We start from the raw sequence: 19,593 nt of genomic DNA on the forward strand, positions 1-19,593 counted from the left end.
ACGAGGGGGTGTGAGGGGGCATCAGGTGGCAGCCTCGGGTGCGGGGGTCGCTCAGACGGCCATGCCGTAGACGATGGTGAACAGGGTGCCGAGCGAACCGATGATGAAGACGCCCGTCAGCCCCGCGACGATCAGGCCCTTGCCCTGCTCGGCGCTGAAGGTGTCGCGCAGGGCCGTGGCGCCGATCCGCTGCTTCGCCGCGCCCCAGATCGCGATGGCGAGGCACAGGAGGATCGCCACGGCCATGATGACCTCGATCATCACGCGAGCCTCGTTGCCCAGGCTACCGAACGGCCCCCAGTTGGGGGCGATTCCGCCAATAATGGTGTTGATGTCGCCCTTGCCGGCCGCCAAAAACATGTGCAACTCACCGCCCCTTATGGGTTGTTGTCAACACCCTCACCGCTGGGTAAAGGTCAGGACCTATCTTCGCCGAAGATCGCGCCTCAGCATGTCGACTTGACGGCATTTCTTGGCGGAACTCGTACGCCTGCTCCCCGGAGGGTCCTGACCTGCGGCGCAGGGTGATGTCAGTGGGTGGTTCTAAGGTGACTCTGTGTATCACGGGTGTAGACGGCGGGCAATGTCCGGCGGATCGGGGGGTCACGGGGATGTACGGGCGAGAGTCTGTTCGGTCGGTACGCTGTCCCGAGCGCAGTCCGGGCGCCGATCGCGCCCCTGGGCCGTCGGGCCGGCCCGCGCGCCACGGGGGCATCGAGATCAAGGGTGGTACGGGTGCTGGTTGCCGATCGCTACCGGCTGGAGGAGCTGCTCGGCCGCGGTGGCATGGGCGAAGTCTGGCAGGCGCAGGACGAGGTGCTGGGCCGTCAGGTGGCCGTGAAGCTGCTGCTGGGCGACGACGGCGACGAATCCGCCGCCTCCCGCTTCCGGCTGGAGGCGCAGACCGCCGCGCGGCTGAATCACCCTCAGGTGGTCGCCGTCTACGACTTCGGGTCCTGGGACGGGCGCTTCTATCTGGTGATGGAGCTGGTCAGGGGCCCGAGCCTGGCCCAGGAGCTGTCCGCGCGCGGCCCGCTCGCCCCGCGCCGGGTGGCCAGGATCGCGGCGCAGTCGGCGGCCGGCCTGGCCGCGGCGCACCGCCAGGGCGTCGTCCACCGGGACATCAAGCCCGGCAATCTGATGCTCGACGCCGACGACACCCTGAAGATCGGCGACTTCGGCATCGCCCGCTTCGTGGACGAGACCTCCGCCGCGCTGACCCGCGTCGGCCAGATCGTGGGCACGAGCACGTACCTCGCCCCGGAGCGGGCCCTGGGCAAGGTCGCCGGCCCCGCCTCGGACGTCTACGCACTCGGCTGCGTGCTCTATCAGCTCCTGGCCGGGCAGCCGCCCTTCTGGGCGGACAGCCCGACCGCCCTGCTCTACCTCCACGTGGACACGCCCCCGGTGCCGCCCCGGCAGCACCGGGCGGATGTGCCGCCCGCCTTCGAGGCGTTCCTGCTGCGGATGCTCGCGAAGAAGCCGGAGGACCGGCCGACCGCTCAGGAGGCGGCCGACTGGTTCGCGGGGCCGTCGTGGGAGGAGCCGCTCCGGCCCGTACGGACGCCGCTGCCGGAGCCGGTGCGCGCACCTGCGCCCGCCGCGCCGGCGGGCATGCCGGGCCGGCCGCCGGGGCCGCCGTCCGTGCCGCCCGCCGCGGCCGCTCCCGGCGCCCTTGGGACTCCTGGCATTCCTGGGGCACCCGGTGTCTCTGGGGCGCCTGTTGTCCCGCCGGGCATCCAGGCACCGGTCCCGGCCGCGTCGTCGCAGGGGCACCGCCGGTCCTCCGGCGGCAGCAGGGGTTCCCGCGGCCCCCAGGGCCCGGGCTCCGGCGGCGGAGGCAAGGGCATACGCAGCCCCAAGGTGCTGCTCAGCGCCGTGGCCTTCCTGGTGGCGGCGGTGATCGGGGCGTCCGTCTTCGGCGGCTCCGGCAGCGAGACGGGCTCGCAGCGGCCCGAGGCGCCGCCGACGGAGTCCGCGGACCGTGCACCGGGCGGGAGCCCCGCGCCGCCGAAGGCCGTGCCCGCCGAGGCGGGCCCGTCGTCCGCGCCGTCCTCGTCCGGCTCCCACAAGAAGCCCAAGAGCAAGAAGAAGTCCAAGGACAAGGACGAGGACGACGACTGATCCCGCTGATCCCGCTGGTGCCCTGCCCGCCGGGCGCCGGCCGGGCTCACGGCCCGGGGACGTCCTCCACGAAGTGGTCGAACTCCCCGGCCCTGACCCCCAGGACGAAGGCGTCCCACTTGGCCGCCGTGGTCACCACGACGGTCTCGGGCTCGGTGTTCGTCCGGATGTGCACGTCGCCGTTCTCGGCGAAGGCGACCTCCAGGTATTCCGTTTCGTCGCCCTCGGTCATGGGTATCCAGTCGAGCTCCGCCACGGCCCCTCCTCCTCGTACTCGCCGGTCCGCCCGCCGGTCCGCCCGCCGCTCGCGCTCACCGTAACGCGTGGCGGCGACGGGGCGGCACTGCACGCCTGGTGACGGATCGATACAAAGTGCGGATACGCAGCGGGTCGTTGGGGGAGGATTGCGGGGTGCGGAAGCTCTGGGTCGGCATGACGGCGGGCATCGCGATGGGCCTGTGCTTCATCGGGCTGCTCGTGATCGGCGTGTACACCGCCGCGTCCAACCTGATCGGGGGCGTCGGAGGAGGCTCCGTAGGGCTGGCCAAGGGCGCCGTGCCGGATCAGTACCAGACGCTGGTGCAGAAGTGGGGCAATCTGTGCCCCGCCCTCAATCCGGCGATCCTCGCCGCGCAGATCTATTCGGAGAGCGGCTGGAACCCCAAGGCCGTGAGCCCGGCCGACGCGCGCGGGATAGCCCAGTTCATCCCCGGCACGTGGGACGCCCACGCGATCGACGCCAACGGCGACGGCAGGAAGGACATATGGGATCCGCAGGACGCGATCCCCTCCGCGGCCGTCTACGACTGCGAGCTCTCCAAGTACGTCAAGGACGTCCCCGGCGACCTGTCGGACAACATGCTCGCGTCGTACAACGCGGGTTCGTACGCGGTCATCCAGCACCGCGGCATCCCGCCGTACCGCGAGACGCAGGGGTACGTCCACTCGATCCGCACGCTGGAGAAGAGCTTCGCCCGGCCCATCGGCAGGGTCGCGCCCTCCCAGCAGGCCGCCGGGGCGATCTACTACGCCCAGGAGAAGCTCGGCACGCCCTACCTGTGGGGCGGTGACGGCACCGCCGAGGACAACGGCCGCTTCGACTGCTCGGGCCTCGCCAAGGCCGCGTACGAATCGGTGGGCATCACCCTGCCCCGCGTGGCCAACGACCAGTGGAACGCCGGCCCGCACCCCAAGCGGGACGAGCTGCTCCCGGGCGACCTCGTGTTCTTCGCCAACGACCTGAAGGACCCGCGCTCCATCCACCACGTGGGCATCTACGTGGGCGGCGGGCAGATGATCAACGCCCCCTACACCGGGGCCGTGATCCGCTTTGACAAGATCGACATGCCGGACTACATCGGGGCCACCCGCGTCACCCAGGATGGCGCGAAAGTGCTGCCCGCAGGCGGCGCCGCATGAACGCTCCGGGACGAACTGCGACGATGGGTCACCCTTCCATAACGTCCTGGTGATCATTGGGAGAAGAGTGGAACGCCCCGCCGGAGTGGCGCGTTCCATTGAGAGTGGGAAAGCAGCGCCACTGAGCGGGGGCTACAGCGACGCACGGACCACGGGGGTCGGCAGCTGGACGTAGCGACAGGCGACAGATAAGGGGCCACGGCACATGGCTGGACTCGCGACGGGGTATCCCATGCCGCAGGCCAGGGGCGGGAACCCCGACACCAGCACGCTGTACGACATCAACGGCCTTGCCAAGGACGCCCCCGGCTGGCTCGATCACACCATGGCGTTCATCGGCGAGTACGGGATCGTTCTCGGCCTCGCCGTCCTCATGGTCCTCGCCTGGTGGAGCCTGCGCCGGCGGCAGGACGCCCCGGCCGCGGTCGCCGCGCTGCTCTGGGCGCCGCTCGCCGCCGGCCTCGCCCTGCTCGTCAACATCCCGATCCGCGGCTTCGTCAAGCGGCCCCGGCCCTTCATGGACCACACCGGTCTGGAAGTGCTGGTCAAGGGCAAGACCGACTACTCCTTCGTCAGCGACCACGCGACGTTGACGATGGCCGTCGGCGTGGCCCTCTTCGTCGCCAACCGCAAGTACGGACTGATCGGAATCGGCCTCGCCTTCCTGGAAGGCTTCTGCCGCGTCTACATGGGCGTGCACTATCCGACGGACGTGATCGGCGGCCTCGCCCTGGGTACGGCGGTCGCGCTGCTGCTGGCGCCGCTCGCCATGATGGTGCTGACCCCGCTCACGCGGGCGGTGGCCCGTACGAGGTTCGCCCGGCTCGTCCGGGCCGAGCGGGCGGTTGCGGCACCGCCGCTCGTACCGGCGGAAGCGTCCGCGGCCGCCTCCGGCACGGCCGAGACCGAACGGGGCGTACCGCGCCACCGGGACAACGACCTCGCGGCGTAACGCCTGGCCGGCGGCCAGGGGCGCGCACCCGGTGCGGGGCCCTACGCATTCCGCCGGACCCTCGCCGCGGTGGTCGCACGCCGCTGCGGCGGGCTCTGATTGCGGGGCAATCACCTGAAGCGGCGCTGCCTCTTCTCTCCGCCGCCACGGCGATGCGCCACGACGGCGAGGGCCCGGCGGAATACGGGAGCCCCGCACCCGTACGTACCGCCGCCCATGCCGCGCCGCGCCGCGCCGCGCGCTACAGCGCCTGGGGGAAGTCGAAGACCCGGTCCGGGTCGTACTGCCGCTTGAGCTTGGTCAGGCGGCTCTCCGCGTCGCCGTAGTACGCCTTGCGCCAGTCCTTCAGGCTCGCGTCCGCGTAGTTCTGGTACGCGGCGCCCGAGGCGTGCCGGCGCATCGCCGCGTGGATGTCGTCCAGCCAGGACGTCTGCGCGCTGCCGGAGCCGCCCGCCGCCCAGTGGGCCAGGTACTGGGCCAGGAACCGCGAGCGGCGGTGGACGAAGGCCGTGGCCAGCGGCTGGACGCGGTTGACCGCGCCGCCCAGGGCCGTCAGCTGGATCGAGACGCCGCCGCTGCCGCCTCCACGGGCGAAACGTTCCACCTGATCGGTCAGGGCCCGCACCCCCGCCGCGTTCAGCGACCGGTCGTAGAAGTCCGAGCGGGCGCCGTACGTCTCCCGCTCCAGCGTGCCGGACGCCTCGCGGCCGGGCGTGCTGCCCGGCAGGTGGCACTGGGTCTGCGACTTGTCGGAGCAGCCCGCGTAGGCGCGGACCATGTCGAGGTGGGCGCGGCGGCGCAGCCGTACGCCGTTGGAGGCGCCGCCGGCCTTGCCCACGAGCTCGTCCAGGGCGTTCTCCAGGTCGCCGTACGTGCCGAGGGAGTACGCGGAGACGGAGATGCGCGGCGTGCCGCCCGCCGCGGCCGACAGGTCGCAGGAGGACCAGATCTCGTCGGGCCGGGTGGGCCCCCACTCCTGCCAGGCGCGGATCACGTCGGCGGCCCGTGACCACGGCCAGGAGACGTAGCCGGTGACGCCCTCCGCGGCCTTGCGGGTGCGGAAGCGGAGCTCGGTGACGACGCCGAAGTTGCCGTTGCCCGCGCCGCGCAGGGCCCAGAAGAGGTCGGCGTTGCGGCCCGAGTCGCATTCGAGGAGCTTGCCGTCGGCCGTGACGAGCGTGGCGCCGGTGAGGTTGTCGCAGGTCAGGCCGTAGGCGCGGGAGGTCACGCCGTGCCCGCCGCCGAGGGCGAGGCCGGAGATGCCGACCGTGGGGCAGGAGCCGGAGGGGAGGGTGACGCCGTGTCCGGCCAGCCCCGTCTGGACGTCGATGAGCTTGGCGCCCGCGCCGATCACCGCGCTGCCGGAGTCCGGGGTGCGGACGGTCCGCAGCCGGGAGACGTCGATCACGAGCCGGTCGGTGCCGCTGGACCAACCGGCATAGCTGTGGCCGCCGTTGCGTATGGATATCCGCGTGCTGTAGCGGCGGGCGAAGGCGAGGCACTCGCGGATGTCCTGGGCGCCGGTCACGTAGGCGATGCCGGCGGGGCGCAGGCCGTCGAAGCGGGTGTTGTAGAGCTGCCGGGCGGCCGTGTAGTCGGCGTCGCCGGGGCGGATGAGGCCGCCCGCGAGGCCCTTGGCGAGGGCGTTCCAGTCGGCCTTGGCCGCGTCCGGGCGCCGGGTGGCGGGGACGGCGCGGGCCGAGGTGATCATCCGGGTGGGCCGTTCCAGGCCGCTGCTGTCGCCGCACGAGGCCGCCCAGGCGCCGGCGGTGGCCAGCCCGGCGCCCGCGGCGAGCAGCCGGCGCCTCCCCGGGAGGCCGCGGGGCGCGTCGCCCGTACGCGTACCGCCCCGCCCGCCGGTGTCCTTCGTCCCGTTTGTTCCGCTTGTGCCTGTGTCAACGGCCATGCCCGCCCCGTCACCCGATGTGCTGCCGGAATCCCCCCGCTGTGGAGACAGATGACACGGGGGCGGCGGCGGTTCCGTGCGGGGCCTGCGGCCGAGGATGGCGGCCGGTCAGCCTGTCGGGTCGGCGGCGGCCTCGTGGCCCGCGGCGTCGTCGCGGGCCAGGGAACGGGCGCGGCGGGCGGGGCCGCGCCAGCCGCAGGTGCAGCGGGCCGAGCAGAAGGAGCCCTGCTCGCTGGTGCTGGTGGAGTGGGCCGCGGACGGCTGTGCGGATGCTGGCTCGGACACGTGACCACGCTACCGGGCCGTGACGGGCGCGCCCACGCCGTCGTTGGCAGTAACGGGTTCCACAGCGGGTCGGTGGCAGGGGGCTGGCAGGGCATGGTGACGCGGAGAGAAGGCCGCGGAGAAGGACGCGGAGAAGGCGGAGGACAGGGCCGTGGCAGGGCCGCGGCGCTCGCCGGTGTGACGGCCGGCGGCATCGTCCTCGGCCTCCTGCTGTCCGGCTGTGCGCTCCGCGGCCCGGCCGGCGGCGAGGCCCCCGAGCTCCGCGACAGCATGAAGAGCCTGAGCGGCCAGGCCCGGCAGGCGGGCGGCGAGGCCGACCCCGGGCGGGCGCGGGCCGCGGTGCGCGAGGCCGCGCGGACGCTGACCAGGGCGGGCCGGGCGCGGGTGCGGACGTCCATGGAGACCGTCAGCGGCGGCACGCGGCTGACGATCCACGGCGCGGGCGGGTATGACTTCGAGCGGCCCGCCGGGCACCTGACGGTGCTCGTGCCGGAGGACGCGGCCGGTGACACCAAGCACCGGCCGATCACGGAGGTCTTCTCCCCGGGCGCGCTCTTCATGAAGAACCGGGGCGCGGGCGTGCCCTCCGACAAGTGGGTGCAGCTGGCGACGGCCGGGCTCGCCGACGGGAACCTCCTCACCAACGGCGCCACCGATCCGCTCGCCGCGGCCGAACTGCTCGGCGGGGCCCGCGAGGTGACGTACATGCGGGACGAGCGGGTCGGCGGGGTGCGCGTGAGGCACTACTGGGGCACGATCGACCTCGGCCGGGCGGTGCGCGCCGCGCCCGTGCGGGACCGGGGGCCGCTCGCCACGGCGGCCAAAGGTTTCTCCAGCGGGACGGTGGCCTTCGACGCCTATCTGGACGACGAGGGCAGGCCGCGCCGGCTGCGGCACCGCTTCAGCGTGGCGAGCACGGGGCCCTCGGCCCCGCGGGCCCCGATGACGGTGACCTCCACGGTCGAGCTGTACGACTTCGGCGCCGATGTGGACGTGGACCTACCCGACGCCGCCGATATCTATGCGGGGACGGTCGCTTCGCCGCGGAATTGACGCGGCAGGGCGTAGTTGGCCATGGAAATGGTCCTTCTGTGCCATGCGCGCCATGTGTACCGATCACTAGGCTGGTTAGCCGAGGAACGAAAGACCGGGAAAGAGCAGGAAAGACGAGGAAGACCCGGACGAGGCCAGGACGGCCGAGACGCAGTCCGGGCCGGAACCGAGACCGAGACCCAGACCCGAGGCGAAAGACCCGAGGAGGTGAATCACGTGGTTTCGCGACGCGGTTCGTCGGGCGGGCCGGATCCCGTGGCCCTCATCGAGATCGATCTCTACGGTGATTTGATGATCGCCGCGTCCAGTGCGGATGAGGATCGGCTGAGCGCCGATCGAATCGACGAGGTTTTGCGTGTCGTCCCCGCGGGCGGGAAGCGCGAGGACTGACCGTTCGGGTGCGTCCGGCACCGCCGCGTTCGGGCGGCGCCGGGCCGGCCCGGGCCCTGAGGCCGCTCAGGTCCGCAGCAGGCGCGCGATCGCCGCGCTCGCCTCCGCCACCTTGGCGTCGATCTCGTCCCCGCCCTTGACCGCCGCCTGGGCGACGCAGTGCCGCAGGTGCTCCTGGAGCAGTTGCAGGGCGAAGGACTGCAGCGCCTTCGTGCTCGCCGACACCTGCGTGAGTATGTCGATGCAGTAGACGTCCTCCTCGACCATGCGCTGGAGGCCGCGGATCTGGCCCTCGATCCGGCGCAGGCGCTTGAGGTGCTGGTCCTTCTGCTTGCTGTAGCCGTGCGGACCGGCCGGGGCCGCGGGCTCGCCGTGGCAGGCCGCGGCCGCGCCGCCGCCGACCGCCGCCGCATCGTCGCCGCTGGTCAGCGGGGCTTCCGTGGTCGTCATGGCGTCCGTCCTCCTGCTGTCCGGCTGCTGCCCTGCGGGCCCCTGTGGGGCGCCTGTGCGCCGCATACCCGCTCACATACCCTCAGGGGGTATATGGTACAGAATTTTGCCCGCGGCGGCGGTACCTGGCTTCATGAGCACTCTGCCCGATGGGCGACACTGAGGGAATGCCAGTTAGCTGTGGCTGGATGATGCGCCTAGCATCAACGAGACCGAATCCGTTGCACCCCGAGGATCCCACGTGCGCTTTCGTCTGACCCCCAGGGAGACGAGCTTCTACGACATGTTCGCCGCCTCCGCGGACAACATCGTCACGGGCTCCAAGCTCCTGATGGAACTGCTCGGAGCGGACGCGTCCGCCCGGGCCGAGATCGCCGACCGGATGCGGGCAGCGGAGCACGCGGGTGACGACGCCACGCACGCGATCTTCCACCAGCTGAACTCGTCCTTCATCACGCCGTTCGACCGCGAGGACATCTACTCCCTCGCCGGCTCGCTCGACGACATCATGGACTTCATGGAGGAGGCCGTCGACCTGGTCGTCCTGTACCAGGTCGAGGAGCTCCCGAAGGGCGTCGAGCAGCAGATCGAGGTCCTCGCGCGGGCCGCCGAGCTGACCGCCGAGGCCATGCCGAACCTCCGCACCATGACCAATCTCACGGAGTACTGGATCGAGGTGAACCGTCTGGAGAACCAGGCGGACCAGATCCACCGCAAGCTCCTGGCCCAGCTCTTCAACGGCAAGTACGACGCCATCGAGGTGCTGAAGCTGAAGCAGATCGTGGACGTGCTGGAAGAGGCGGCCGACGCGTTCGAGCACGTCGCCAACACCGTCGAGACCATCGCGGTCAAGGAGTCCTGACCCCCGGTGGACACCTTTGCTCTCGTCGTGACCATCGGGGTCGCGCTCGGCTTCACCTATACCAACGGCTTTCACGACTCCGCGAACGCCATCGCGACCTCGGTGTCCACGCGGGCGCTGACCCCCCGCGCGGCCCTCGCGATGGCGGCCGTGATGAACCTCGCCGGTGCCTTCCTGGGCAGCGGCGTGGCCAAGACGGTCAGTGAAGGCCTGATCGAGTCGCCCGTGGGCGACAAGGGGATGGGCATCCTCTTCGCGGCCCTGATCGGCGCGATCGCCTGGAACCTGGTCACCTGGTACTTCGGCCTGCCCTCGTCCTCCTCGCACGCCCTCTTCGGCGGCATGGTGGGCGCGGCGCTCGCGGGCGGCACCGGCGTCATCTGGTCGGGCGTCGTCGAGAAGATCGTCATCCCGATGTTCCTCTCGCCGTTCGTCGGCCTGATCCTCGGCTATCTGGTGATGGTCGCGATCATGTGGATGTTCCGCCGGGCCAACCCGCACAAGGCCAAGCGCGGCTTCCGGATCGCCCAGACGGTCTCGGCCGCGGGCATGGCGCTCGGCCACGGCCTCCAGGACGCCCAGAAGACCATGGGCATCGTGATGATGGCCCTGGTCATCGGCGATGTGCAGGCCAAGGGCGACGCCATCCCCGTCTGGGTCAAGCTCGCCTGCGCGATCATGCTCTCGCTCGGTACGTACGCGGGCGGCTGGCGCATCATGCGCACGCTCGGCCGGAAGATCATCGAGCTGGACCCGCCGCAGGGCTTCGCCGCGGAGACCACGGGTGCGTCGGTCATGTTCACCACGGCGTTCATGTTCCACGCGCCGATCTCCACGACGCACGTGATCACCTCGGCGATCATGGGCGTCGGCGCGACCAAGCGGGTGAACGCGGTCCGCTGGGGCGTCGCGAAGAACATCATCCTCGGCTGGTTCATCACCATGCCGGCCGCTGCGCTGGTCGCTGCGCTGGCTTACTGGGTGGTCAGCCTCGCGTTCGGCTGATCCCGGACCGCCTACGGAGTAGGGCCCGCCCCCTGGTACGAACAGGGGGCGGGCCCTTTGCCTTGCGGCGGCACCGCCATGCAGCGCCGCAAGACGCCTGCGGCGGGCTGCCGCCCTTTACGGGGGCGCCGCGCCGTTGTCACCTGCGGCCGCGGGCCGCTCCGGGCCCGGTCCGGGACTGCTTCGCTTTACGTCCCGGACCGGGCCCTGCGCGTCCCACGGCCTCCCGTAGTCCTTAGCCGAACCGGCCCGAGATGTAGTCCTCCGTGGCCTGGACCGACGGGTTCGAGAAGATCCTCGCCGTCTCATCGATCTCGACCAGCTTGCCCGGCTGGCCGACGCCCGCCAGGTTGAAGAACGCCGTGCGGTCCGAGACGCGCGCCGCCTGCTGCATGTTGTGCGTCACGATCACGATCGTGAAGCGCTCCTTGAGCTCCCCGATCAGGTCCTCGATCGCGAGCGTCGAGATCGGGTCGAGCGCCGAGCAGGGCTCGTCCATCAGCAGGACCTGCGGCTCGACCGCGATCGCCCGGGCGATGCACAGCCGCTGCTGCTGGCCGCCGGAGAGGCCCGCTCCCGGCTTGTTCAGCCGGTCCTTGACCTCCTTCCAGAGGTTCGCGCCCTGGAGGGACTTCTCCACCACGTCGTCCAGCTCGGACTTGCGGACGCGGCCCCCGTTGAGGCGGATGCCCGCGGCCACGTTCTCGTAGATGGACATGGTCGGGAAGGGGTTCGGCCGCTGGAAGACCATGCCGACCACGCGGCGCACGGAGACCGGGTCGACGCCGGGCCCGTAGAGGTTCTCGTCGTCCAGCATCACCTTGCCCTCGACGCGGCCGCCGGGGGTGACCTCGTGCATGCGGTTCAGGGTGCGCAGGAAGGTGGACTTGCCGCAGCCGGAGGGGCCGATGAAGGCGGTCACGGAGCGGGGCTCGACGGTCATCGAGATGTCGTCGATGGCCTTGTGGGTGCCGTAGAAGGCGGAGAGGCCGCTGACGTCGATTCGCTTGGCCATGGGGATCACTACTTCTTTCGTACGCGACGGTCAGCGACCGGTCTTCGGGGCCTTCCAGCGGGCTATGCCGCGGGCCACCAGATTCAGGATCATGACGAAGGCGATCAGGACGAGCGCCGCCGCCCAGGCGCGGGCGTAGCTGGCGTCGTTTCCGGCCGCCCACTGCTCGTAGATGTAGTACGGCAGGGAGGACTGGGCGCCTTCGAAGGGGTTGTTGTTGATCACCTGGGAGCCGAAGACCAGCAGGACGATCGGGGCGGACTCACCGGCGATGCGGGCGATGGCCAGCGTGACGCCGGTGGCGATGCCGCCGATGGCCGTGGGGAGGACGACCTTGAGGATCGTGCGCCACTTCGGCACGCCCAGGGCGAGGGAGGCCTCGCGCAGCTCGTTGGGGACGAGCTTGAGCATCTCCTCGGTGGAGCGGACGACGACCGGCATCATCAGGATCGCCAGGGCCATGGAGCCCGCGAAGCCGGAGTAGCCGAAGTCGAGCATCAGGATCCAGAAGCTCAGGATGAACAGGCCCGCGACGATCGACGGGATGCCCGTCATGACGTCCACGAAGAACGTGACCGCCTTCGCCAGCCGGCCCCGGCCGTACTCGACCAGGTAGACGGCCGTGAGCAGGCCCACCGGGGCCGCGATGGCGGTGGCGATGCCGACCTGCTCCAGGGTGCCGATGATCGCGTGGTAGACGCCGCCGCCGGGCTGGATGGTGAGGACGCCGGCCATGGAGTGGGAGAGGAAGCCGCCGTCGAGGACCTTCATGCCGCGGGCGACGGTCTCCCAGATCAGGGAGACCAGCGGGACGACGGCGATCAGGAAGCAGACCCAGACGAGGCTGGTGGCCAGCCGGTCCGTGGCCTGGCGGCGGCCTTCGACGCGGGCCGCGAGGGCGTACATCACGGTCACGAAGAGGCCGGCGGCGATCAGGCCCCACTGGATGCGGCTGTCGAGGGCGGCGCCGAGGCCGATCCCGCAGGCCGCGGCGATCGCACCGGCGGCGACGGCGGCCGGGGCCCAGCGCGGCAGGCGCGGCTGGCGCAGGGTGACGGGCCGCGGCTGCGGGGCGCTGCCGGCCACCAGCGGCTGGTCTATGGTCACGTCGCTCATTCCGAGTACTCCTTGCGGCGCGCGATGATCAGCCGTGCCGCGCCGTTGACCAGCAGGGTCAGGACGAAGAGGACGAGGCCGGAGGCGATCAGGGCGTCCTTGCCGATCTCACCGGACTCCTTGAAGCTGCTGGCGATGTTCTGCGCGAACGTGCCGCCGCCCGGGTCCAGCAGGCTCTTGCCGATGACGAAGCTGGGGGAGAGGACGGTGGCGACGGCCATCGTCTCGCCGAGGGCGCGGCCGAGGCCGAGCATCGAGGCGCTGATGACACCGGAGCGGCCGAAGGGGAGGACGGCCATCCGGATGACTTCCCAGCGGGTGGCGCCGAGCGCGAGCGCGGCCTCCTCGTGCATCTTCGGGGCCTGGAGGAAGACCTCGCGGCTGACGCTGGTGACGATCGGCAGGATCATGATCGCCAGCAGGATGCCGATGGTGAAGAGCGAGCGGGCGGCGCCGTCGTTGTATTCGAAGATGCCGGTCCAGCCGAGGTAGTCGTTCATCCAGCTGTACAGGCCGCCCAGGTGCGGCACCAGGAAGAGGGCGCCCCACAGGCCGTAGACGATGGACGGGACGGCGGCGAGCAGGTCGATCACGTACGCGAGCGGGGCGGCGAGCCGGCGCGGGGCGTAGTGCGAGATGAAGAGGGCGACGCCGATGGCCACGGGCACGGCGATGATCATCGCGATCAGCGAGCTGACGATCGTGCCGAAGGCCAGGACGGCGATGCCGAAGACCGGCGGGGTGGCGTTGGCGCTCCACTCGAAGGTGGTGAAGAAGTTGCCTTCGTTGTGGGAGAGGGCGTTGGTGGCCCGGACGGCGAGGAAGGCCGCGATGGCGGCCATGATCACCAGAAGCAGGATGCCGGAGCCGCGGGAGAGGGCGAGGAAGATCCGGTCACCCGGGCGGGTGGCGCTCTTCGCGGCCGTCTTTCCGGCGGCGGGCGCCGGTGGGCTGCTGTCGGCGGTGGAGCTGGCTATGTCCATGGGGATTTCTCCGGTCTGCGGGGCCGCTGCCCGGTGTGCGGGGCGGCTCCCGGCGCGGCGGTGCACCGGACGGTGTGACCGGGCTCCGGTGGCGGAGCCCGGTCACACACGGGTCAGGAGAGGCTCGCGACGGTCTCGCGGACCTTCGTGGCGATCTCGGAGGGCAGCGGGGCGTAGCCGAGGTCCTTCAGGACCGCCTGGCCGTCCTCGCTCGCGATGTAGGTGAGGAAGGACTTGACCGCGGGGAGGGTCTCGGCCTTGTTGCCCTTGTCACCGGCGATCTCGTACGTCACCAGGGTGATCGGGTAGGCGCCCTCGGCCTTGGTGGTGTAGTTCAGCTTGAGGGCCAGGTCCTTGCCGGTGCCGGCGATCTTCGCCTCCGCGATGGCCTTGGAGGCGTTCTCGGAGGTGGCCTCGACCGGGGCGGAGGCGCCGGTGTTGAGCTTCACCGTCTTGATCGAGCTGGCCGTGGCGTAGGAGAGCTCGAAGTACGAGATGGCGCCCTGGGTCTGCTTGACCTGCGAGGAGACACCGGCGGAGCCGTCGGCGGACTGGCCGCCCTTGGCCTTCCAGGCCTTCGCGGGCTCGTACGGCCAGGACTTGTCGGCCGCGGCCTTGAGGTACTTGGTGAAGTTGTCCGTGGTGCCCGACTCGTCGGAGCGGTGGAACGCCTGGATCTTGAGGTCCGGGAGCTTGGCGTCCTTGTTGAGCTTGGCGATCGCCTCGTCGTTCCACTTCTCGATCTTGCCGTCGAAGATCTTGGCGAGCGTGTCGGCGTCGAGGACGAGGTTGTCCACGCCCGGGACGTTGTAGCCGATCGCGATCGGGCCGCCGACCATCGGGAGGTTGATGCCCTGGCCGCCCTTGACGACCTCCTTGGACTTGGCCACCTCCTCCGGCTTGAGGGCCGAGTCGGAGCCCGCGAAGGCGGTCTTGCCCTGGAGGAACTCCTGGATGCCCGCGCCCGAGCCGGTGGGCTTGTAGTTGATCTGGATGTCCTTGCAGGCCGCCATGAAGTTCTTGACCCACAGGTCCATGGCGTTCTTCTGCGCGGACGAGCCCGAGGCCAGCAGCTGGCCCTTGCCCTCGCACTTGATGTTGCCCGCGGCCTTGGTGGAGCCGCCGCCGGTGGAACCGCCGCCGCTGTTGTCGTCCGAGCCGCACGCCGTGAGGACCAGGGCGCCGGAGACGGCGATGGCGCCGAGAGCGACGGCGCGGAGCCGGTTCTTGCGCTGAAGCTTCACTTTCGGGTGTTCCTTCCGGGAGCCGCCGCTGGGGCGGCGTGCGAGAGGTGACCGGTGCGGACGCTTCTGCCCGCACCCTCTATCGGCGAAATTAGGCAGATCAGGTGAAGCGGTCGATGGGGTGGAGTGAACGGAGGGTGAACCTCACCCATCAGGGTGGTGTCTCTCGAAGGGATCTTGAAATCGGGGGGAAGGGGCGGTGTGGCCGGTCTCGTACGGTCCGGCCTGCGCATACGGGCCGAACTCCCCGCAGTGTGACGCAGATCTCTGTCGGATTGCCGGGTGCCGTGGCAGCATCCCTTGCTCGCGTGACGGCATGTCAGACGTGGGGGTAGTGACCGCGGAGGTGGTCTGTGGGGCGGAACGGCCGGAGCTACGGCTGGAGTGCGGACGCTGAGAACCCTGGCAGCATGGCGGGCGGCAGGGGTGAGGGCTGCGGAGGCAGACGCGTGATCTCGGTGACCGCATTGATATGCGTCCTGGCCGTGGCCGGGGTGGTGGCCACCATGCCCGGCACCGCGTATGCGGAACCCAAGCCGCCGCGCACGCTGGAGGACGTCCACCGCGAGGTGGAGAGCCTCTACCGGCAGGCCGAGGCCGCCACGGACGCCTACAACGCCGCGAGCGAGGCCCAGCGCCGCCAGGAGAAGTCGATCGCCGAGATCGCGAAGTCCGCGGCCGAGGAGCAGGAGCGGATGAACCGCCTCAAGAACCAGGCCGGCTCCCTGGCCCGCGCCCAGTACCGCGACGGCAGCCTGCCGCCGCAGGTCCGGCTGCTCCTCTCCGGCTCCCCCGAGAGCTTCTTCGACGGCGCCGCCCTCACGCACAAGGGGCAGGCCGCCACGCGCGGGCTGATCACCCAGGTCGCCGCCGCGCAGAAGGCCCTCGACGGCTACGCCAAGGCCGCCGGCGAGCGCTGGAAGACCCTCGACGGCGAGCGCCGCAAGAAGGAGGGCGCGAAGAAGGAGATCGAGGCCAAGCTCGCGGCCGCCAAGGAGCTGGAGTCGAAGCTGGAGGAGAAGGAGCGCGAGCGGCTGCGCCTGCTGGAGGAGGAGCGGGCCCGCCAGGCCCAGCAGAAGTGGCTCGCCTCGGACGCGGTGAAGGGCGCCGGCCTCAAGGGCTCGGGCGCGGCCACCGCCGAGGGCAGGCGGGCCGTCGACTTCGCGACCGCCCAGATCGGCAAGAACTACGTGTGGGGCGCGGAGGGGCCGGACACGTACGACTGCTCCGGGCTGACCCTCAAGGCCTGGGCGGCCGCAGGCCGGGCGATACCGCGGACCTCGCAGGACCAGTGGCGGCTGCTGCCCAAGGTGGACCTGAAGGACATGCGCCCGGGCGACCTGATCATCTACTTCGGCGACGCGAGCCACGTCGGGATGTACGTGGGCGACGGCGCGATCGTGCACGCACCGCGGCCGGGGCGACAGGTGACGATCGCGGGGGCGGGCTCGATGCCGGTCCTGGGCGTCGTACGGCCGGTCTAGACCGGGGCCGGCAGATATGCGGACCGGTCCGGTCCGTACGCTCTGGAGGTGTGACGGGGGTCGCACACAGGGACCCCCGTCGGGGTGATGTTTGTCATCGCGTGTTTCTCCCTTCACGCGCCAAATGCCGCTCCGGCTAGGGCATATGACAGCGGCGAGTGGCTCCGCTCCATTCCGTTCGACCATGCCCTGACGCTAGGGTCGCGTTCGGCACCCCGCCGGTCGCGGGGGCCGTGCCTCAGGGGGCGGAGGCACCCCCAGCGGTAGCTGGGGGAGGAAGGAAACCGAAGACATGTCCGTACCCGCGCCGAGGTCCGCGGAGCCGGTGACCACGTCGCCCGACACCGGACTGACCCTCCTGGTGATCGAGGGCGACCCCGCCGGGCCCCTCTCGATGCCGGACATCACCGAGATGTCGGGTGCCGTGGGCAGCCCGGTCCGCATCCGCACCGCCCGCAACCTCACCGAGGCCGAGCGGCTCCTCACCGACGACGTCCACTGCATCCTCCTCGACCTGGCCGACGCCGGAGCCGCCGGCACGGGCACGGCCGCCGGCCGCCCCGACGAGCTGGACACCCTGCGCCAGGTGCTGCGCCTCGCCCCGCACCACGCCGTCCTCGCCCTGACCGCCGAGGCGGACACCGAGCGCGCCGCCGAAGCCGTACGCGTCGGCGCCCAGGACTACCTCTCGCGCGACGAGCTCGACGGGCGCGTCCTCAGCCGGGCCATCCGCTACGCCGTCGAGCGCAAGCGCGCCGACCTCACCCAGCGGCAGCTCACCGAGTCCCGGCTGCGCGCCCAGGAGAACGCCCGCCTGGAGCGCGGCCTGCTGCCCACCCCGCTGCTCGCCGGCTCCGGCCTGCGCTTCGCCGCCCGCTACCGGCCCGGCCGCAGCCGCGCCCTGCTCGGCGGCGACTTCTACGACATGGTCCGCACGCCCGACGGCACCGTGCACGCCATGATCGGCGACGTCAGCGGCCACGGCCCCGACGAGGCCGCCCTCGGCGTCGAACTCCGCATCGCCTGGCGGGCGCTGACCTTCGCCGGGCTCTGCGGCGACGAGCTGCTCGCCACCCTCCAGCAGGTCCTGGAGCACGAGCGCGCCGACGACGAGACCTTCGCGACGCTGTGCGCCGTCGACATATCGGCGGACGGGCGCCGCGCGGGCCTCAGCCTCGCCGGCCACCCCGCCCCGCTGCTCGTGCGCCCCGGGCGGGCGCCGCGGCTGCTGCCCCAGGAGGACGGCGGCCCCGCGCTCGGCCTGCTCCGGCGCGCCCGCTGGCCGCGCAGCCAGGTCGAACTCGGCGGCCTGTGGAGCCTGCTGATGTACACGGACGGGCTGATCGAGGGCCGGGTCGGGGCCGGCGCGCGACGCCTGGGCCAGGACGGCATGGTCGAGCTGATCAGCCGCGGGCTCGCGGAAGGGCTGCACGGCGAGGAGCTCCTGGACGCGACGGTCGCCGAGGTGCAGGCCCTCAACGGCGGGGAGCTGACGGACGACTTGGCGGTGCTGCTGCTCGACCGCGGCAGCCGGGCTCCTGCGGAGGGCGGCAGGCCCCCACGGCCGGCCGGACGGGCAGCCGTTCGGTCGGTACGGACGTAAAGGCTGCGCGGCCCGGCGGGTGCGGGCGCCGGGCCGAGGCGGTCGGGCGCTCCGCCGGGCTCTCGCCGTTGGGGCACTTCGCCGGTGCGGCGGGACTTCTTCCCGGCCTCAGCGGCCGCCGTTGTACGGGCCGTAGGGGCCGTCGGAGCTGGAGCCGCGGCCCCGGCGGCGCGGGCCGCGGCCGCCCGAGACCTGCTTGAGCGCCGGGCGGACGTCCACGATGTAGACGATCGTGGCGACCAGGCCGAGGACCGGCAGGAAGCTCATGATCCCCATGAACAGGTTCACGGCGACGGCGACGCCGAGGATGATCAGCCAGAACGGCTTGGACTGCTTGTCCGCGGCGCGGTAGGCGTCCTCGCGGTGCACGGCGGCGTTGACGAACGCGACCAGGCTGAAGACGAGCAGGCCGATGGAGATCCAGTACATGACCTGGCCGAAGGCTTGCACCAGCACGTCGCCCACCTCACCCTTCTCGTCGCCTGTCCCGCCCGGGCCCTGACCGCCACCGTACCCGCAGAACGGCCCGGGCACGCGGAATGTGCCCGGGCCGTCCGCTCACGGTCGTGACCTGCGCTTACTCGCCGGTCTTGGCCTCGGGCTTCTTCGCCGGGGCCGGCTTGCGGGCGGCGGGCTTGCGGGCGGCGGCGGGCTTGTCGTCGCCGGAGGCGGCGGCCGCGGAGCCCTCGGAGGCGTCGGTGCCGGTCTTGTCCTCGGCCGCCTTGTCCTCGGTGGTCTTGTCCGCGGTGGCCTTGCCCTCCGCCGGCTTGCCGCCCGCCGGCTCCGGCTCGATGGCCACGGCGATGTCCTGGAACTCTTCGGCGGCCTCGCCGCGCCACTGCTTCACGGCCACCCGGCCGCGCTCGGTCAGCTTCTCGAACTGCTCGCCGGCCACCGCCGCGTACCCGACGGCCTGGCCGACGCCCTTGAGGGCGAGGTCCTGCACGGTCTGGCCCAGGTTCTTCACGTCGTTGTCGAGCGAGCCGACGACCTCGCTGAACTTCGTGGTCAGGGTGGCCTGGGCCTCCTTGGCCTGCTGCTTCGCGCGCTCGCCCACGACCTTGGGGTCGGTCTTCTTCAGCTTCTCGAAGCGCTCGGGGGCCTCGGTGATGAACTGCCCGATCTTCTCCGCGGTGAGGTCCGCGGCACCCGCGGCGGCGTAGGCCGTGTCGGTCGCCGCGTTGCGGATGTCCTGCGTGGTGATGGCCATGGCGATGCTTCTCCCGGGTCAGCTGGAGTGTTTGCTGGCGTCGTCCGTCGAGAGCCCGTTCTCCTTGCGGAAGGACTCGTAGATCTGGAGCAGCACCTGCTTCTGCTGCTCATTGATCGAGGGGTCGGCGAGGATCACACTGCGGACCTCCGCCTCGTCCCGGTCCCGCTCGTCGAGGATCCCGGCCTGCACGTACAAGGTCTCGGCGGAGATCCGCAGCGCCTTCGCGAGCTGCTGGAGGATCTCGGCGCTCGGCTTGCGCAGGCCGCGCTCGATCTGGCTGAGATACGGGTTGGACACTCCCGCGGCATCGGCGAGCTGCCGCAAGGTGAGCTGCGCATTGCGCCGCTGCTCGCGCAGGTACTCGCCGAGATTGCCGACGTTGAGTGATGCCATACCCCGATGCTGCCGCACGCTGCTAACTTTTGCAAGCGCCCTGCTTGCAAAAGTGTTTGCGCCGCGCTGGGGGTGCCGCTGCTCGCGCGCTCGGCG

The 19,593-nt window shown here is 71.3% G+C and carries 21 protein-coding genes; 9 read left to right on the top strand and 12 right to left on the bottom strand.

Annotation, left to right across the window (positions count from 1 at the left end):
* Positions 1 to 51: 51 nt before the first annotated feature.
* Entirely contained in the window at positions 52 to 360 is a 309-nt protein-coding gene (locus PS271_RS15955) for a DUF8827 family protein (protein WP_030367101.1), read from the bottom strand.
* Between the two features lie 375 nt (positions 361 to 735).
* On the opposite strand from PS271_RS15955, the gene PS271_RS15960 reads away from it, so the two are divergent.
* Positions 736 to 2,124, top strand: a complete 1,389-nt coding sequence (locus PS271_RS15960; RefSeq protein WP_398382516.1) for a protein kinase domain-containing protein — start codon at positions 736 to 738, stop codon at positions 2,122 to 2,124.
* Positions 2,125 to 2,170: 46 nt separating this feature from the next.
* Here PS271_RS15960 and PS271_RS15965 read toward each other — a convergent pair whose 3' ends face one another.
* Positions 2,171 to 2,380, bottom strand: a complete 210-nt coding sequence (locus tag PS271_RS15965; protein WP_398382517.1) for a DUF397 domain-containing protein — start codon at positions 2,378 to 2,380, stop codon at positions 2,171 to 2,173.
* A 176-nt stretch (positions 2,381 to 2,556) separates the two neighbouring features.
* Here PS271_RS15965 and PS271_RS15970 point away from each other — a divergent pair, with 176 nt between their 5' ends.
* Both PS271_RS15970 and PS271_RS15975 read left to right on the top strand, forming a co-directional pair.
* A complete protein-coding gene (locus tag PS271_RS15970; protein ID WP_398386879.1) occupies positions 2,557 to 3,543 on the top strand; it encodes a C40 family peptidase in 987 nt (328 codons plus the stop codon).
* A gap of 205 nt (positions 3,544 to 3,748) precedes the next feature.
* On the top strand, positions 3,749 to 4,495 hold the full coding sequence (locus PS271_RS15975; RefSeq protein ID WP_398382518.1) for a phosphatase PAP2 family protein: 747 nt from the start codon (positions 3,749 to 3,751) through the stop codon (positions 4,493 to 4,495).
* 241 nt (positions 4,496 to 4,736) lie between these two features.
* On the opposite strand, the gene PS271_RS15980 is transcribed toward PS271_RS15975, so the two are convergent.
* Both PS271_RS15980 and PS271_RS15985 read right to left on the bottom strand, forming a co-directional pair.
* Positions 4,737 to 6,401, bottom strand: a complete 1,665-nt coding sequence (locus PS271_RS15980) for an FAD-binding oxidoreductase (RefSeq protein ID WP_398382519.1) — start codon at positions 6,399 to 6,401, stop codon at positions 4,737 to 4,739.
* A 108-nt stretch (positions 6,402 to 6,509) separates the two neighbouring features.
* Positions 6,510 to 6,686 (bottom strand): hypothetical protein, encoded by a 177-nt coding sequence (locus tag PS271_RS15985; RefSeq protein ID WP_398382520.1) that lies wholly within the window; start codon positions 6,684 to 6,686, stop codon positions 6,510 to 6,512.
* A 93-nt stretch (positions 6,687 to 6,779) separates the two neighbouring features.
* Here PS271_RS15985 and PS271_RS15990 point away from each other — a divergent pair, with 93 nt between their 5' ends.
* A complete protein-coding gene (locus PS271_RS15990) occupies positions 6,780 to 7,739 on the top strand; it encodes an SCO4651 family lipoprotein (protein WP_495656754.1) in 960 nt (319 codons plus the stop codon).
* A gap of 216 nt (positions 7,740 to 7,955) precedes the next feature.
* The gene (locus PS271_RS15995) at positions 7,956 to 8,129 is read left to right on the top strand and encodes a hypothetical protein (protein ID WP_168092826.1); all 174 of its coding nucleotides are present in this window, start codon (positions 7,956 to 7,958) and stop codon (positions 8,127 to 8,129) included.
* Positions 8,130 to 8,195: 66 nt separating this feature from the next.
* Here the strand turns inward: PS271_RS15995 and PS271_RS16000 are convergent, their stop codons facing one another.
* A complete protein-coding gene (locus PS271_RS16000; protein WP_398382522.1) occupies positions 8,196 to 8,579 on the bottom strand; it encodes a metal-sensitive transcriptional regulator in 384 nt (127 codons plus the stop codon).
* Between the two features lie 241 nt (positions 8,580 to 8,820).
* Between PS271_RS16000 and PS271_RS16005 the strand changes: the two genes are divergently transcribed.
* Both PS271_RS16005 and PS271_RS16010 read left to right on the top strand, forming a co-directional pair.
* On the top strand, positions 8,821 to 9,441 hold the full coding sequence (locus PS271_RS16005) for a DUF47 domain-containing protein (RefSeq protein ID WP_120757131.1): 621 nt from the start codon (positions 8,821 to 8,823) through the stop codon (positions 9,439 to 9,441).
* Between the two features lie 6 nt (positions 9,442 to 9,447).
* On the top strand, positions 9,448 to 10,446 hold the full coding sequence (locus PS271_RS16010) for an inorganic phosphate transporter (protein ID WP_030367110.1): 999 nt from the start codon (positions 9,448 to 9,450) through the stop codon (positions 10,444 to 10,446).
* A gap of 235 nt (positions 10,447 to 10,681) precedes the next feature.
* Here PS271_RS16010 and pstB read toward each other — a convergent pair whose 3' ends face one another.
* The 4 genes from pstB to pstS all read right to left on the bottom strand — a co-directional run bounded on the left by pstB (position 10,682) and on the right by pstS (position 14,804).
* A complete protein-coding gene (pstB, locus tag PS271_RS16015; protein ID WP_398382523.1) occupies positions 10,682 to 11,461 on the bottom strand; it encodes a phosphate ABC transporter ATP-binding protein PstB in 780 nt (259 codons plus the stop codon).
* A gap of 30 nt (positions 11,462 to 11,491) precedes the next feature.
* Positions 11,492 to 12,577 carry a phosphate ABC transporter permease PstA gene (pstA, locus tag PS271_RS16020; protein WP_398382524.1) on the bottom strand — a complete coding sequence of 362 codons (1,086 nt, stop codon included), beginning with the start codon at positions 12,575 to 12,577 and terminating at the stop codon, positions 11,492 to 11,494.
* Positions 12,574 to 13,560: a phosphate ABC transporter permease subunit PstC gene (gene pstC, locus PS271_RS16025; RefSeq protein WP_398382525.1), complete on the bottom strand. Its 987-nt coding sequence runs from the start codon at positions 13,558 to 13,560 to the stop codon at positions 12,574 to 12,576. The genes pstA and pstC overlap by 4 nt, the downstream gene beginning before the upstream one ends.
* Before the next feature lie 113 nt (positions 13,561 to 13,673).
* The gene (pstS, locus tag PS271_RS16030; protein ID WP_398382526.1) at positions 13,674 to 14,804 is read right to left on the bottom strand and encodes a phosphate ABC transporter substrate-binding protein PstS; all 1,131 of its coding nucleotides are present in this window, start codon (positions 14,802 to 14,804) and stop codon (positions 13,674 to 13,676) included.
* 458 nt (positions 14,805 to 15,262) lie between these two features.
* Here pstS and PS271_RS16035 point away from each other — a divergent pair, with 458 nt between their 5' ends.
* Positions 15,263 to 16,288, top strand: coding sequence for a C40 family peptidase (locus PS271_RS16035; protein WP_495656774.1), 1,026 nt, complete (start codon positions 15,263 to 15,265; stop codon positions 16,286 to 16,288).
* A 292-nt stretch (positions 16,289 to 16,580) separates the two neighbouring features.
* Entirely contained in the window at positions 16,581 to 17,891 is a 1,311-nt protein-coding gene (locus tag PS271_RS16040) for a PP2C family protein-serine/threonine phosphatase (protein WP_398382528.1), read from the top strand.
* A 108-nt stretch (positions 17,892 to 17,999) separates the two neighbouring features.
* Here PS271_RS16040 and PS271_RS16045 read toward each other — a convergent pair whose 3' ends face one another.
* The 3 genes from PS271_RS16045 to PS271_RS16055 form a co-directional block, all read right to left on the bottom strand.
* Entirely contained in the window at positions 18,000 to 18,347 is a 348-nt protein-coding gene (locus PS271_RS16045; RefSeq protein WP_398382529.1) for a DUF2516 family protein, read from the bottom strand.
* A gap of 121 nt (positions 18,348 to 18,468) precedes the next feature.
* Positions 18,469 to 19,101 carry a hypothetical protein gene (locus PS271_RS16050; protein ID WP_398382530.1) on the bottom strand — a complete coding sequence of 211 codons (633 nt, stop codon included), beginning with the start codon at positions 19,099 to 19,101 and terminating at the stop codon, positions 18,469 to 18,471.
* A gap of 18 nt (positions 19,102 to 19,119) precedes the next feature.
* Positions 19,120 to 19,497 carry a helix-turn-helix domain-containing protein gene (locus PS271_RS16055; protein WP_120757122.1) on the bottom strand — a complete coding sequence of 126 codons (378 nt, stop codon included), beginning with the start codon at positions 19,495 to 19,497 and terminating at the stop codon, positions 19,120 to 19,122.
* Positions 19,498 to 19,593: the final 96 nt, after the last annotated feature.

This window comes from Streptomyces sp. SCA2-17, from assembly GCF_044336695.1.

Coding starts and splice junctions, on each gene's coding strand:
- PS271_RS15955 (WP_030367101.1), bottom strand. CDS start 360: ATGTTTTTGGCGGCCGGCAAGGGCGACATCAACACCATTATTGGCGGA.
- PS271_RS15970 (WP_398386879.1), top strand. CDS start 2,557: ATGACGGCGGGCATCGCGATGGGCCTGTGCTTCATCGGGCTGCTCGTG.
- PS271_RS15975 (WP_398382518.1), top strand. CDS start 3,749: ATGGCTGGACTCGCGACGGGGTATCCCATGCCGCAGGCCAGGGGCGGG.
- PS271_RS15980 (WP_398382519.1), bottom strand. CDS start 6,401: ATGGCCGTTGACACAGGCACAAGCGGAACAAACGGGACGAAGGACACC.
- PS271_RS15990 (WP_495656754.1), top strand. CDS start 6,780: ATGGTGACGCGGAGAGAAGGCCGCGGAGAAGGACGCGGAGAAGGCGGA.
- PS271_RS16000 (WP_398382522.1), bottom strand. CDS start 8,579: ATGACGACCACGGAAGCCCCGCTGACCAGCGGCGACGATGCGGCGGCG.
- pstB (WP_398382523.1), bottom strand. CDS start 11,461: ATGGCCAAGCGAATCGACGTCAGCGGCCTCTCCGCCTTCTACGGCACC.
- pstA (WP_398382524.1), bottom strand. CDS start 12,577: ATGAGCGACGTGACCATAGACCAGCCGCTGGTGGCCGGCAGCGCCCCG.
- pstC (WP_398382525.1), bottom strand. CDS start 13,560: ATGGACATAGCCAGCTCCACCGCCGACAGCAGCCCACCGGCGCCCGCC.
- PS271_RS16040 (WP_398382528.1), top strand. CDS start 16,581: ATGTCCGTACCCGCGCCGAGGTCCGCGGAGCCGGTGACCACGTCGCCC.
- PS271_RS16050 (WP_398382530.1), bottom strand. CDS start 19,101: ATGGCCATCACCACGCAGGACATCCGCAACGCGGCGACCGACACGGCC.
- PS271_RS16055 (WP_120757122.1), bottom strand. CDS start 19,497: ATGGCATCACTCAACGTCGGCAATCTCGGCGAGTACCTGCGCGAGCAG.